The organism is Lactobacillus kefiranofaciens (assembly GCF_014656585.1).
GTDB lineage: Bacteria > Bacillota > Bacilli > Lactobacillales > Lactobacillaceae > Lactobacillus > Lactobacillus kefiranofaciens.
In genome coordinates this window covers 1,060,294-1,073,635 of sequence record NZ_CP061341.1, presented here as the reverse complement: position 1 = coordinate 1,073,635, position 13,342 = coordinate 1,060,294, and the positions used below count along the sequence as shown (strand labels likewise).

12 protein-coding genes, 5 pseudogenes, 1 CRISPR repeat array and 1 other annotated feature are annotated in these 13,342 nt (G+C 35.8%); of the genes and pseudogenes, 13 read left to right on the top strand and 4 right to left on the bottom strand.

The features are described 5' to 3' along the window. The first annotated feature begins 14 nt into the window (after positions 1–14). Positions 15–1,679, top strand: coding sequence for an alpha,alpha-phosphotrehalase (gene treC / locus ICI50_RS05310; protein ID WP_056941344.1), 1,665 nt, complete (start codon positions 15–17; stop codon positions 1,677–1,679). Between the two features lie 213 nt (positions 1,680–1,892). Continuing rightward, the gene (locus ICI50_RS05305; RefSeq protein WP_158306206.1) at positions 1,893–2,579 is read left to right on the top strand and encodes a CPBP family intramembrane glutamic endopeptidase; all 687 of its coding nucleotides are present in this window, start codon (positions 1,893–1,895) and stop codon (positions 2,577–2,579) included. On the opposite strand, the gene ICI50_RS05300 is transcribed toward ICI50_RS05305, so the two are convergent. After that, entirely contained in the window at positions 2,563–3,009 is a 447-nt protein-coding gene (locus ICI50_RS05300) for a DUF7679 family protein (RefSeq protein ID WP_188892097.1), read from the bottom strand. The two genes, ICI50_RS05305 and ICI50_RS05300, sit on opposite strands and share 17 nt — an antisense overlap. 139 nt (positions 3,010–3,148) lie before the next feature. Between ICI50_RS05300 and ICI50_RS05295 the strand changes: the two genes are divergently transcribed. From ICI50_RS05295 to ICI50_RS05270, 6 genes are all read left to right on the top strand, one after another. Further along, on the top strand, positions 3,149–3,586 hold the full coding sequence (locus tag ICI50_RS05295) for an SLAP domain-containing protein (RefSeq protein ID WP_025084198.1): 438 nt from the start codon (positions 3,149–3,151) through the stop codon (positions 3,584–3,586). Next, entirely contained in the window at positions 3,517–3,870 is a 354-nt protein-coding gene (locus tag ICI50_RS05290) for a hypothetical protein (RefSeq protein ID WP_013854096.1), read from the top strand. The genes ICI50_RS05295 and ICI50_RS05290 overlap by 70 nt, the downstream gene beginning before the upstream one ends. 22 nt (positions 3,871–3,892) lie before the next feature. Then, entirely contained in the window at positions 3,893–4,432 is a 540-nt protein-coding gene (locus tag ICI50_RS05285; RefSeq protein ID WP_056941356.1) for a CAP domain-containing protein, read from the top strand. Positions 4,433–4,441: 9 nt separating this feature from the next. After that, positions 4,442–5,041 (top strand): hypothetical protein, encoded by a 600-nt coding sequence (locus tag ICI50_RS05280; RefSeq protein WP_188892096.1) that lies wholly within the window; start codon positions 4,442–4,444, stop codon positions 5,039–5,041. Positions 5,042–5,070: 29 nt separating this feature from the next. Further along, a complete protein-coding gene (locus ICI50_RS05275; protein WP_188892094.1) occupies positions 5,071–5,460 on the top strand; it encodes a hypothetical protein in 390 nt (129 codons plus the stop codon). A 276-nt stretch (positions 5,461–5,736) separates the two neighbouring features. Next, the gene (locus tag ICI50_RS05270; RefSeq protein ID WP_054640665.1) at positions 5,737–6,381 is read left to right on the top strand and encodes a nitroreductase family protein; all 645 of its coding nucleotides are present in this window, start codon (positions 5,737–5,739) and stop codon (positions 6,379–6,381) included. Positions 6,382–6,509: 128 nt separating this feature from the next. After that, positions 6,510–7,086: a CRISPR direct-repeat array (repeat unit 28 nt; unit sequence GTATTCTCCACGTAGGTGGAGGTGATCC). Positions 7,087–7,213: 127 nt separating this feature from the next. On the opposite strand, the pseudogene ICI50_RS05265 reads toward ICI50_RS05270, so the two are convergent. Then, positions 7,214–8,154 (bottom strand): annotated as a pseudogene (locus ICI50_RS05265) (2-dehydropantoate 2-reductase). Positions 8,155–8,280: 126 nt separating this feature from the next. Here ICI50_RS05265 and ICI50_RS05260 point away from each other — a divergent pair. After that, positions 8,281–8,649 carry an ASCH domain-containing protein gene (locus ICI50_RS05260; protein WP_188892092.1) on the top strand — a complete coding sequence of 123 codons (369 nt, stop codon included), beginning with the start codon at positions 8,281–8,283 and terminating at the stop codon, positions 8,647–8,649. Between the two features lie 27 nt (positions 8,650–8,676). Here ICI50_RS05260 and ICI50_RS05255 read toward each other — a convergent pair. Continuing rightward, positions 8,677–9,527: pseudogene (locus tag ICI50_RS05255) on the bottom strand (MetQ/NlpA family ABC transporter substrate-binding protein). A gap of 43 nt (positions 9,528–9,570) precedes the next feature. Beyond that, positions 9,571–9,807 (bottom strand) — a binding site (T-box leader). A gap of 155 nt (positions 9,808–9,962) precedes the next feature. Between ICI50_RS05255 and ICI50_RS05250 the strand changes: the two are divergent. Further along, positions 9,963–10,208: a hypothetical protein gene (locus ICI50_RS05250; protein ID WP_013854087.1), complete on the top strand. Its 246-nt coding sequence runs from the start codon at positions 9,963–9,965 to the stop codon at positions 10,206–10,208. A gap of 47 nt (positions 10,209–10,255) precedes the next feature. Here the strand turns inward: ICI50_RS05250 and ICI50_RS05245 are convergent, their stop codons facing one another. Then, the gene (locus tag ICI50_RS05245; RefSeq protein ID WP_188892090.1) at positions 10,256–11,086 is read right to left on the bottom strand and encodes an AraC family transcriptional regulator; all 831 of its coding nucleotides are present in this window, start codon (positions 11,084–11,086) and stop codon (positions 10,256–10,258) included. 146 nt (positions 11,087–11,232) lie between these two features. Between ICI50_RS05245 and ICI50_RS05240 the strand changes: the two are divergent. From ICI50_RS05240 to ICI50_RS11045, 3 pseudogenes are all read left to right on the top strand, one after another. Next, positions 11,233–12,153 (top strand): annotated as a pseudogene (locus tag ICI50_RS05240) (PTS transporter subunit EIIC); the annotation flags it as partial. 11 nt (positions 12,154–12,164) lie between these two features. Beyond that, positions 12,165–13,053: pseudogene (locus tag ICI50_RS05235) on the top strand (alpha-galactosidase). Between the two features lie 132 nt (positions 13,054–13,185). Beyond that, a pseudogene (locus ICI50_RS11045) lies at positions 13,186–13,290 on the top strand (IS200/IS605 family transposase); the annotation flags it as partial. Between the last annotated feature and the right edge of the window lie 52 nt (positions 13,291–13,342).

Sequence of the window (13,342 nt, the reverse complement as noted above, 5' to 3'; positions counted from 1 at the left end):
AAAGGAAGAAAACAATGAATAATTTAGGCCAAAAAGTAATTTACCAGATTTATCCCAAGTCCTTTTATGATTCAAATGGTGATGGAGTTGGCGACATTCCAGGAATTATTCAAAAACTAGACTACATTAAGAAATTGAATGTCGACATGATTTGGTTCAATCCGTTCTTTGTTTCACCGCAAAATGATAACGGCTACGATATTGCGGACTACTACAAGATTGATCCTCGTTTTGGCACGATGGCTGATTTTGAAGAGCTAGTTAAAAAGTTAAAAGAAATTAATGTTGGTGTCATGCTGGATATGGTGCTTAACCATTGTTCAACAGAGAATATTTGGTTTAAAAAAGCGTTAGCTGGAGACGAAAAGTATCGCAAGTTTTTCTACTTAAGGAAAGCTAAGCCAGATGGAAGTTTGCCTAACAACTGGCAAAGCAAGTTTGGCGGTCCAGCTTGGGCTAAGTTCGGAGATACTGATTATTATTATCTTCATTTATATGATCCAACACAGGCAGATCTTGACTGGCATAATCCTGAAGTGAGAAAAGAATTGTTCAAGGTAATAAACTTCTGGCGCAGCAAAGGAGTTCATGGTTTCCGGTTTGATGTAATTAATGTGACAGGTAAAGCAGAGAAGTTAATTGACTCGACTGACCCAGTAGAAGAAAAGAGCTTATATACTGATACGCCAGTAGTCCATAAATATTTAAAGGAAATGAATGCGGCTACCTTCGGTCAAGATCCTGACTCTGTTACTGTAGGTGAGATGTCTTCAACTACTATTCCCAACTCAATTGAATATTCCAAGCCGAGTGAACATGAATTATCAATGGTCTTCACTTTCCATCATCTAAAAGTTGATTATAAAGATGGCCAAAAGTGGACTAAAACACCGTTTGATTTTATGAAGCTTAAGAAGTTGTTTACTGAATGGCAAGAGAAGATGGATCAAGGTGGCGGCTGGAATGCATTGTTCTGGAATAATCACGATCAACCTTGGGCATTAAATCGTTTTGGCGATACCGGTAAATATCGTGAAAAATCGGCAGAAATGCTGGCAACTGCAACACACTTGATGCGTGGTACGCCTTATATCTATATGGGTGAAGAAATCGGCATGATGGATCCCCATTATTCATCAATGAAAAACTATGTCGATGTTGAGGCTAAGAATGCCTATCAGGAATTGCTGCAAGAAGGTAAGAGTCAAGAAGAAGCCTTTGAAATAGTGAAGACTAAGGCACGTGATAATTCTCGGGTGCCAATGCACTGGAACGATGAAAAATATGCTGGCTTTAGTCAGGTGAAGCCATGGCTGATGCCAACTGATCAAGATAAGATCAATGTTGAGAATGAACTGACTCATGGCGAGATTTTTGATTATTATCAAAAGTTAATTAAGTTACGCAAGAGTGAAAAGCTGATTTCGGATGGTCATATTAAGATGTTTTTGAAAGATGATCCGCAGATCTTTGCTTATGCGCGGTATTTGGATGATAGTGATCAGAAGCTCTTGGTATTTACTAATTTCTATGGCGAGGGATGCTGTGCAGAACTGCCAAAGGAATATCAGAACAAGAAGTGCAAAGTATTGATTTCTAACTATGATGAGCAGTCTGATAAGCTGGATGCTTTGATTTCCTTGAAGCCATATGAAGTTTTGGCTGTTGTGATTGATTAGTTTTAAAAGTTAATAATAAGGTCATAGAAGTTTAGTTTCTATGACCTTTTTTGTATGAAATGACAAAGTGGTACAATAAGTAAATAAATTTATGTTAGGAGAAGATATTTTTGAAAAAAATGAATTCAAATTGGGGGGGTAGTTCTAAATACAGTTATTGTGTATTTAATCTTTGCTGTCCTTTCAATTGGACTATTAATACTAGCGGAAGTATTGGTAAAAACTGGTATTTTATCTAAAAACTATGGTTGGACGTTAATTCTCATCCGATATATTATTGCAATTGTAGCACTAATTTTATACAGCCAAAAAGTAGTTCATAATAAATTTAATTTTGAGTTTGATTTAAAATGGCCTTCAATTATTGGTTGGGTAGTGACACTAATTTTTATTGTTTTTAATTTCTGGTATATAGGGGATAATGATTTTACGCTATCCAATAATGGACTCTCTTCGTTGTTATATTGTTTGGGGCCAGCAATATTTGAAGAATTGTGGTTAAGAGGGTTAATATTTAATCGATTAAGGATAGTCAATAAGTTGGATCATCCTCTTTTTAAGGCAACTTTTATATCAGCTGCTTTGTTTGCAGTATTGCATCTTATTCTTCCAGATTATAGCAATTGGCTGGACTTATTGACACAAATAATTACTGCTTTTGGTCTGGGCGTTTTGTTTGCAGGAATTTACTGTATAACAAATAATTTAGCTTTAACCATGTTGATACATTTCAGTGAAAATTTTAACTCTTATTTCATTACGTATTTACCATGGTTTGATGATTTCGATTTGAATGATTTCATTGTGAACCTAATTCAAACATTTATATATTTAATTATTGGTATATTTCTATTGTGGCTATTCTGGAGAAAGAAAAATTCTGTTAAAAGAAATGATTAGTTAAATTCTCTTTTCTAACCTTTCTACGCCAAAAATATAAATCAAACATGATATTAATTTTGCTTAGCTTGCCGTAATCATGACGTAAATAATGGTAGGTAAGGAAAAACTCTTTTTTTAGTTTCTCAGGTGGAGTAAATTGCCCGCGCAAGCAGAGACGAGTATCTGTATGTGCACGATATTCCATTTTGATGACCCGTCCAACGCCGATTACTGCTTGATTATGTCTACTGTAAGTAGTCAATGGAATGTTGATTAGGCAATTAGTCAACATTTTTCGGGGATGTATTTTTCTTAGTCTTTGTTCCGTAATTATAATTTGAAAAAATTTAGGACTAATTCTAAACCATTTTGGTTGGCCATTTACCAGTTCTACCTTCATTGCTAGGTATTTTCTATGTTTTTGATGACGTTGCTGTTTCTTTTTCATGTCTTTACCAATTATTTCTCTATAAAGCCGATTTCTAATAAATGGTATCAAAAAAATCCATCTTGAACAAATGGTCTTGCTAGCTGTGAAAATATGAGTAAAATAAAATCTGCAAATTATTATTTTTTTGGAGGAAAAAATGAAAAAAAGTCTTTTAATTTCCCTTACTGCAAGTAGTTTATTCGCATTAGGCTTAACTGCTAGTGGCGTAAACTCAGAATCAGTTCAAGCAGCTACAAAAACGGCTTATTTAAAAAACAAGGCGTATATTTATACTTATCGTGGTCATAGAACTCGTAAGTCTATTGCTAAGAGCAAACATGTGAAGATAACTTCAACTAAGCGAATTAAAGGTCACAAGTACTATCGTTTAAGTAAAAATCGTTACATTAGAGCGGCTAATGCAACCACGCCATACTTGTTCAAAGTAACTATTCGTGAAGATTACGATGATGACAATGTAGGCGAAGTTCACGTCAGCCCTTCTCAACAATCTAAGGTAACTGGTTGGATTGGTGGTACATATATGTTTATCAAAAGAAGACTGATAAACATGGAACTGGTTGGTATAAGGTAAGCAAAAAGAGTTGGATTAAAGCTAGTGATACTAATCGTCCATATGGCAAAGCAGGCAATGATTCAAACAATGCTGCTTCATCCAGTGCCAAAAAAGTTGCAAATAACAAGGCGACGCAACCTAAAAAAGCTGTTAAGCATGCGTCAACTAACAATGCAACTAAAAACGCCGCCAGCTTAATGGACTTTTTGGCAAATAATCAGACCTTAACTGCTGCACAAAGAGCTGAAGCTCAGAAGGCTATGACCTTAAACCGGACAATTGGACTCTCAATCTGCACCTAGCTGGTTTAATGCAGATGTATCTTTGGGCGCAAAAAAGGACGCCACTAGTGCATCCAATATTAAGGCTGCTTTAACTAATATGGAAAAAGCCAACCGCGCTCGTAAACAATATGATGTGCCGGCATTAAAGGTATCACCAGTATTAGTAGCCATTTCAATGATTGATGCTGATTATCAAAAGAGTGGCTTGACTCATCCGCAATATTACAAGCAGGGTTTAGAAAACCTTGCTGCTGGTGCTGAACCAGTTAATATGTGGTTAGGTGAGAAATCTAACTGGAAGTGGAATGTTAAGAAAAATCCAAGTTTAGCTGCATATGAATTCGTTCCAAACTGGGGCGGAGTATATAATGATGTCGCAATGGGGACTAATAGCTATAAGACTTCAGGTCATTATCTTAATTTGCTTAATCGAACTCATACAGTAATGGGCATGGCTCATATGACGGGTAATTCTGATTATGGTTCTGTCGATGCATTTAACGCTTCAAGTGATGATCCAAATGGTGCATTAAGCTTGAGTCAATATAAGAATTTAGTAAATGAATGGCTTAGTAAGTAGTGATAACTGATGAAGAAAAAGAAAATTTTTTCAATAATAATTACACTGTTGTTAGTAGTTGCTTGTGGTTTAGGAACTAGAAGCAGACAAGTAGATGCAAAGACTATTACGTTAAAGGCCTACACTGCTAAAAGATATCTTAATGTTACACCAAAAAGAGCTGAAGGATTAGGCTCGGGTGGTTCTTGGATTGAAAAGCAATTTGATAAAACGATTCGTGTTAACCATGGAAAGTATTTTACATATGTCCCAATGGTTTATACCATTACTAAAAACATGAGAGCTGTTTATGATACTGAATCGCTGACGTCTGATCAAGGTGAAAAAATGACTTTTAAACGTGGATACCTGTATGTAGCTAGAATGCCATTACATATTAGTCATTTGAAACCTAATCAAAAGTATAGATTCAGAACAGATACTTTAGGTGATAATACTCCATATGTACAGTATCATTGGATCACCAAACGAGCTAATCGTAAAGGCGTAATCTCTTTTGGTGGTCCCAGCGTTGACATTTATTTGAATTGTAATGTAAATAAATCTTTTTTGAAGAAAGCTTTACATGATAAAAGACGTATTTTGAATAGGAAGATTCAAATTTTATAATTTTGATAGGCTGTTAAAAGGTGTTTTTAATGAAAAAAGTAGTTGTATTCTTATTATCTTTAGTAATGTTAACTACTGGTAGTATTGTTTTTATTAATGATGGCAGTAATGAAGTTCAGGCAAGCAGCTTAAAAGCTTATAACGTTCCTAAGCGTTACCGCGGTCATTGGAAAAACAAAAACTGTTGGTTAACCATTAGCAAGCGCCATATTTCTGGTAATTATTTTACTAAGCATGGTACTACCTATCGTTGGACTGCTAAAGCTCAACGACACGTTTCAAATCATATTGTTTTATGTTCAAGATACAGAAAGTGGCTTACTATTGGTTTAGCTGGTGGTGAGCGCAGTTATCTTGTTCGTAAAGGAAAGAATTTGAAATTGTATATTGATACTTGGGTAGAAACGTTACATAGATAATATGTAGTTCAGATAGAATTATAAATATGTAATCTCATGGCAAATGCTGTGGGATTTTTGTTTTTACTCTTCCACTATAAACATTTGTTTAATATAATTCTTTTATAAAATAAAGGAACAAATGTGCTGATTTGTATTAGAGATTACGAAAAGCGTTATTTGATCGTTAAAAAATGACATATTGGAAAGAATGTTTGAAATAAGAAAAATAAGTCATAATTTATTGCTTGTTTGTTTTATACTAATATTGTAAGCGCTAACTAAGGAGGCTTTATAATGAATATTGTTAATAATGATTTTCATAAGATTTTAACTGAAAGACATTCGGTGCGTAGGTTTGATCCATCAGTAAAGATTAGTCATGATGAAATGAACGAAATGCTGGAAGAGACTATTACGGCACCTTCAGCATGCAATCTGCAAGCATGGAAATTTATAGTTGTTGATACTAAAGAGGGTAGAGAAAAACTACATCAGTATTTCATGAAGTTTAATTTCCCACAAATTGATCAAAGTTCTGCTGTAGTCTTGTTTTTTGGTAATACTCTAGCTTATAAGAAATATAGTCAATTATGGCATAGTATGTATCAAAGTAAAAAGGTAACTAAAGAAGCAATGGAAGCAGCACTTAATACTTTCATGCCGCTATATGAAAAGGCCCCACAAGAAATGCTAGTGGTTGATTCAATGGTTGATAGTTCCCTTGCTGCAATGCAATTTATGCTAGTTGCTCGTGAGCATGGCTATGAAACTAATGCAATGGCTGGATATGATGCTAAGAAGGCGGCAATTGTAATGGGGCTTGATCCTAAACAATATGTTCCAGTAATGGCAATTGCTATTGGTAAGCATGATCCAAAGGCTGAAGCAGAAATTACTACTACTAGATATTCTCTTGCTGATCTTGTTGATTATCAATAAAGTTTTGGAGTAGATTTTAAGTATTCTGTGTAGGGAATTGTAAATTAAGTTAATAATCTAGTTTAGAAAGTGAATAAAAATAAGAGTTTAGCTTTTCAGAAATGGCTTGATTACAAGGATTTTTTACTGTATTCTCCACGTAGGTGGAGGTGATCCTTATACCGGCTGTCAATCACATGTGGTCAAGGAGTATTCTCCACGTAGGTGGAGGTGATCCTAGAACCGTTAAGGAAGTTCAGTTGCCAACGAAGTATTCTCCACGTAGGTGGAGGTGATCCCTATCCTGACCGAATTTACTTATTACAACCAGAGTATTCTCCACGTAGGTGGAGGTGATCCCATGTAAGCTACGCGATCATCGTTTGAAAGATCGTATTCTCCACGTAGGTGGAGGTGATCCTTAACACAATTTAACGCGTTAAAAAAAGAACTAGTATTCTCCACGTAGGTGGAGGTGATCCCTTGACCTTGACCCTTGTAACCAATCAAGACGGGTATTCTCCACGTAGGTGGAGGTGATCCTACTCTTTTGGCTGATACTGCAGAAAATATTTTGTATTCTCCACGTAGGTGGAGGTGATCCTATTGGCGGTCAGAATTATCTCAGCAAAAATAAGTGTTCTCCACGTAGGTGGAGGTGATCCTTAATTTTGTAGCGCCCTAAATTGTAACATTCAGTGTTCTCCACGTAGGTGGAGGTGATCCTCAATGAAGTTACGCGCTATACTGATTTTATTCGTGTTCTCCACGTAGGTGGAGGTTTCTATTCACATAAAAATATCCTCGACTGTAACACTGTAACTGTCGAGGATGTTCATTCTATCGGTCTTTGTTATCTATTAATTTGTAAAATGTCTTCCTTAGCATGAATCAGTTCAGTGACAAACTGGCAATATGGCGTAGCTACACTGTGTTTTAACCCTTTGCGCCAAACTGCACCATCAATATAATCGATTTCAGTTGGTCGATGGTTTTGAATTAAATCTTGATACATTGAAGGATAATGTGGAGTATCAAATAGGCTTTCTACATGTCTAATAACCTCGGCACGATCTAGATTGACGCCTTCATACTGAGCGATATCAGCGAATTCTTGTACAATATGTCTAGTTAAAGTATCCGCTTCATTGGTATGACCATATTCTTTGCAACTAGCTCCCAGCAATGCGCATAAGGCATTAACTACACCGTTAACACAAGCTTTACGCCATATAGAATACATTACGTTTTCGCTATAACTTGCGTTTAAACCGGCATCATCTAAGATTTTGACAATCTTTTCAGTCTCATTTTTACCTTTAGGATCAGGATCAAGGCATTGAATTTCAATATTACCGTTATCATTAGCAAAAGTGATATGACCAGGTGCTGTTATCATTGACGCTCACATGGTTACACCCATGATAATGTGATCACGTTGAACGAATCTGCTTAGTACTTCTTCGTGGCCTAGGCCATGAGCAGACATAAAACATAGGTATTCTTAGAAATGATTGGTTTTAGATTATTTAGCATCCCTTCAAGCTGCATTGATTTGGTAAAAACAATCAACAGATCAACATTCTCACGTTGCTCATCAATTTCTTCAGGATTATAAATTGGCATTTTTTCAGTAATTTCTTGATCTTTCACTTTAGCAATTACGCCATTTTTACGCACGGCTGCGATATTTTTATCCCAGCTATCAATTAGAGTAACATTATTATTAGCTCTCTTTAAATGCCAGCCAAACTTCGAGCCCATTGCGCCAGCTCCTGCAATTGCAATTCTCATCGAAAAATCCTCCTTGTGTTATTAGTAATCGCTTTCAATGTAAACTAAATAGCAAATTTTGGCAATAATTATTGTCTTTTTTGAAGTATAATTAAAGTTATACATAAATGAAAGGGAGATACCCAAATGAAAGCATTATCCGTTCGTGGTGACTACGTGATGAGTATGATTAGTGGTCGCAAAAAAGTAGAATATCGCAGTTGGAAGACGAATTATCGTGGTCCAATACTGATGTGCTCGACAACAAAAAAGGTGGCTGGAGCAGCGCCAGGATATGCCTTGTGTGTAATGAATTTAGATCACATTATTTGGAGTGATTTTGATCAATGCTATTATTGGTACATTAATTTAGAAAATGTTATTGAGCCAATTCACGTTAAGGGGCAACTAAAATTGTTTAACGTTGATGATAAGTTGATCAAGCCGATTAGTCATAAGGAATTTGACCGAAAAGTTAAATCATTAATTTATTATCCTAAGAAAAAGAAAGCATAACTTGATGAAAAGTCACGCTTTCTTAATTTACTTCAATTTGACATCCCAAGCTGCAATTTGTTTATCACCATAAAACTTGCGATATAGTTGTTTAGTTTTCTTGCTTTGATATGCTTTAACTATTTCGTGATAATTCGCTGGTTCTTTTCTGTGGAGCGAGCACAGATGATATTAATCCATTGCTTTGAATCCTTATTTAACGGTTCGACAAAAATTATTTGTTTTTTACCTAAACCAGCAGGTCCGGCAAAATCATTATTGACCACAGCTGCGTCGACATCTTCAATCATTCTACTAATGTGTTCGGATGCGATTTCTTTAATCTTAAAATGGTGAGGGTTACTAGTTATATCAGCAATTGAGACTAGAATCTTATGTGGACGCAATTTAATCAATCCTGCATTTTTTAGCACGAATAGAGCACGTGATTCGTTGGTAGAGTCACTAGGAACGGCAATCGTTGCTCCATCTGGCAAATCAGATAGGTGATGACATTTTTTGCTGTAAAGATGAATAGGAGCGATATAAGTTTGCCCAATCGGAGAAATGCCACCATGATTGGATTTATTCCATGCGTTTAGAAAGGCATAATGTTGAAAAGCATTCAGATCAACATCGCCTGATTTGAGTGCCTTGTCTGGTTGATCATAACCATCAAAGCTCACGGTTTTAACAGTGACACGATACTTTTGTTTTACTTTTTTAGCTACGTTTTTCCAGATAGCAATATCGGCTTTATTTGCTCCCACAATTCCTACCTTGATAACACGAGGTCCTTGGCTTTTTGGAGTATAAAAGAAGCTGAAATAACCCGCGATTAAAATAAATATAGCAAATAATGAAAGGATTAATGTGTTTTTGTACCGTCTTTTTCTCATCTTAAGCAACTCCTTTTAAAAAATAAAAAAGCACCCATCCTTAAAAAAGGACGAATGCTCGTGTTACCACCTTTATTTGCTATTTACTTATGCAAATAGCCTTACTAACTATCAATCAATAGTTTGCGTTGTTAACGAGCGCAACCCCGTCACTAGCTAAGTATCACTAGTGCAATGGATCTAAACCCATCTTCATTGAAGACTTTTTTTTGTTTTTCACCTAACAACAAGTCTCTGTCAAGAAAAGCAAATCAACTACTCTGTTTATCAAGATTTTTAATTATTGATGATAATTTATCACTTAATTTTAATGCTGTCAACATATAATTTAAATTTCTAATAAGGTATGCAAAATGAAGGGCTGATGCACTAAAGAAAGAGTACATTTGATTTATAATCAAATAAAGAAAAGTTTCTAGATGAGGTGTAGGATTCATGAAGCAATATATTAAAGATACTGTCATCAGTACTGTTATTTCAATGATCATTACAATGATTGTGAGTGCCATTGGCAAACAAATTAAAAATAGAAAAGATAAAATAGTGCATCCAAAAAGGAGAGAAGTTTCAAGCTCAGTACGAATTTACGAAGATGAAATTCCAGTAAAAGAGCAATCTTCGGAAATTTCTGATCTTAAGGCCGACGCAATAAATCATGGTTATTGGCCGGTAAAATATTAGTGATGAAGTAAACGATCTGGTCAAAATGATATCAGATCGTTTTTATATTATTTTAAATACTTTTTCTTATATTGAGTAGGAGAGATACCATATTTCTTTTTAAAAAACCTAAAGAAACTTTGATAACTTAAGAATCCACACGATAATGCAACATATTCGACTGTATTGTTTTTTGACTTTAATAGTTCACTAGCCTTGGCTAAACGATAATTCGTTATGAATTCTTGCGGGTTAGTTTGACTGTGCTTTTTAAAAATACGAAATAAGTAGGAACGATCGATATTTAAATAGTCAACTAAGTCATGTACGCTGATTTGCTCTTCATAGTTGTTTGCAATATAACGTAGAGCACGATCATAGATATCCGTTGTCTGAAGCACTTTATTTTTCGTGCTTTCTTTTGGAAAGTGTAGCTGCAAAGCATGCAAGATACTAAACATCTTTGATTGATAATAAAAATCTCGTGGCCCAGTTTGCTGAGAATATTCAACGATATCAACCACATCTTGAAAACCAGTAGGCAAATCCTCTTGTCTAATAATCGGATTCTGGTAAGAAAGGTTAATTCGCTTCATATATTGCGGAACTAAATTGCCGATAAATCTTACCCAATAAAAGGTCCAGGGATCGACGGCATCTGCTTCCATATAGGTCGTTTTATGTGGCTGAATGTAAAAGATATCGCCTTTTTTTAAATGATATACTTTACCATTACTCTTAAAAATTCCGTGTCCACCTGTAACGCAGTGAAGCATATAGCCGGATCGTCCCATTGGACCATAACTGTGGCAAGGATGTGGCTTTTCAAATCCACCCGATGAAACGTAAAACTGCGCGTTATAGTCTTGATTATTAAATCCCCAACGATAATATTTCATTTAATCACCTATGCAACATTTTAACATACATTATCAACAATCTAATATTGTGAAAGCGATTGCATCAAGATAAGATATAAACAGTTAAAGAAATAAAGACTATTTGAATGAATAGTTCAAATGGTTGATAGATAGGGGAAATTACTATGAGTAAAAACGAAGAGAAAGACTTTAAGCAAATAGCTGATGCAGTCGTTCCCGCTATTGGCAGTAAGGATAATGCAGTTGAAGCTTTTCATTGTGCAACTCGATTACGCATCAATTTAAAAGATCCAACTAAAGTTAATACAGATGGCTTAGCTGATTTGCCACTGGTAAAAGGCGTAAATTTGAATACAACTAGTAATCAACTTCAATTAATTATTGGGCCTGGATTAATTGACCGCGTTACTGCTTACTTTGTTAAATATACTGGTATCCCTGCGCAGTCTAATCAAGACGATACAGGTGATACTCCAGAAAAAGCTAATCAAGATACTAAAAAACGTAATTGGTTCCAAGAGTTCTTAGATGACTTAACCGGTGTGTTCACCGAAGTATTGCCAGCAATTTTAGCCGGTGGAATTTTCGCAATGCTTCCATTAATCATTGCATATTCTGCTACTAAGCGTTATGGTGGTCGGCCAGTTTTAGGTTTAGCAATTGGTACGGTGATGATGTCACAATCATTGCCAGTAATGGCAGATGTTGCTACCCATGCGGCTAAGCCAATGATCGCCAATGTTTTTGGTTGGCACGTTTCCATGACTAGCTTTGGCGGTCAAATTATTGTCGCTTTGATCATGGGTTGGCTAGTTGCTAAGTTGGATAATTACTTCCAAAAGCATTTGCCAGGTGTCATTCAATTTGTTTTGGCTCCAATGCTCACAATTTTGATTTCATCATTGGCATTGTTCTTGGTTGTGGGACCAATTGGCGTAACTCTTTCAAACTGGATTACGACTGCACTTCTTTGGGTAGCTAACACTCTTGGCGTATTTGGTTATGCAGCATTCTCAGGCGTACAGCAATTGATCGTAATTACCGGTTTGCATAATATGTTTGGTGCGGTTGAAACGCAATTGATCGAATTGAAAACATGCAGAGTGCTGTACTTGATTTGCCTGATGCTGATTATGATTTTTTGCAGCTATCGGGTGCTTGGATTAAGGAGCGTCATCTTCGCAGACGTCCTCTAGAGCAGGGGATTACCAAGGTGGAATCATTGCGTGGTGCAACAAGTCACCAAGCTAATCCTTTTGTTGCTTTGATTGATAAGAATATTACCAATCAACAAGGCGAGATCTTTGCAAGTAATTTAATATATTCTGGCAATTTTGTCAGTCAGGTTCAAGTAGATGAGTGGCATACTAGTCGCTTAATGACAGGAATTAACCCGCAATTTTTCAGTTGGCAGTTAGATAGTGGGGCTACTTTTTCAGCACCAGAAGCAGTACTGTTTTATACCAATGCTGGCTATAATGGCTTAATGACTGAAACGCATACTTTTGTTAAAAAGCATATAATAGCTCCTAAGTGGTTGCATCAAAAACGTCCAATTGTCATTAATAATTGGGAAGCAACGTATTTTGACTTTGATGAGGAAAAATTGCTTAAGTTAGCTCATGAGGCTAAAGATGTTGGTATCGAGTGCTTCGTCTTGGATGATGGCTGGTTTGGTCAACGTGATAATGATCATAGCTCCTTGGGTAATTGGAGTATTAATCAAAAAAAATTTTCCAATGGGTTAGGACATTTCAGCGATAAAATCCATCAGCTGGGGATGCAATTTGGCCTATGGTTTGAACCTGAGATGGTTTCACCAGATGCACCAACATCCTGAGTGGGTGGTTCGGCATCCTTATCAGCGAGCTTCTATTGGACGCAATCAGTATGTTCTAGATTTCGCTAATCCGGAAGTAGTTGATAATATTTTTGCACAAATGAGTGCCGTGCTTGATCAAGTGAAAATTGATTTTATGCAATGAGAACAAACAGTTAGGAGAAAGAACAAAGAATACCTCCCCATCTATTGATGAGGTGATGAATTTGGTCTTTCTCCTGCTTTTTTGCTTAAATTTATCTCTTTAATGGTATAATTAAATTTGCTAAAATTTGATATGTATCAAGGAGCTAAGTTAATATTAATGGTTAAAGAATATCATACTTCTTCAAGTGTTTCAGTTTTGATCTATCACCTAGTTTGGGTAACCAAATATCGCAATCACTGCAAGGCTATCTTCGGTTATAGCAAGAAGAGCAATAAATTCTTAGTTC

What these genes read in the sequence shown, in the direction of transcription:
- treC (WP_056941344.1), top strand. Translation starts at nt 15, where the DNA reads ATGAATAATTTAGGCCAAAAAGTAATTTACCAGATTTATCCCAAGTCC.
- ICI50_RS05280 (WP_188892096.1), top strand. Translation starts at nt 4,442, where the DNA reads ATGAAGAAAAAGAAAATTTTTTCAATAATAATTACACTGTTGTTAGTA.
- ICI50_RS05245 (WP_188892090.1), bottom strand. Translation starts at nt 11,086, where the DNA reads ATGAAATATTATCGTTGGGGATTTAATAATCAAGACTATAACGCGCAG.
- ICI50_RS05275 (WP_188892094.1), top strand. Translation starts at nt 5,071, where the DNA reads ATGAAAAAAGTAGTTGTATTCTTATTATCTTTAGTAATGTTAACTACT.
- ICI50_RS05250 (WP_013854087.1), top strand. Translation starts at nt 9,963, where the DNA reads ATGAAGCAATATATTAAAGATACTGTCATCAGTACTGTTATTTCAATG.
- ICI50_RS05270 (WP_054640665.1), top strand. Translation starts at nt 5,737, where the DNA reads ATGAATATTGTTAATAATGATTTTCATAAGATTTTAACTGAAAGACAT.
- ICI50_RS05300 (WP_188892097.1), bottom strand. Translation starts at nt 3,009, where the DNA reads ATGAAAAAGAAACAGCAACGTCATCAAAAACATAGAAAATACCTAGCA.
- ICI50_RS05260 (WP_188892092.1), top strand. Translation starts at nt 8,281, where the DNA reads ATGAAAGCATTATCCGTTCGTGGTGACTACGTGATGAGTATGATTAGT.
- ICI50_RS05295 (WP_025084198.1), top strand. Translation starts at nt 3,149, where the DNA reads ATGAAAAAAAGTCTTTTAATTTCCCTTACTGCAAGTAGTTTATTCGCA.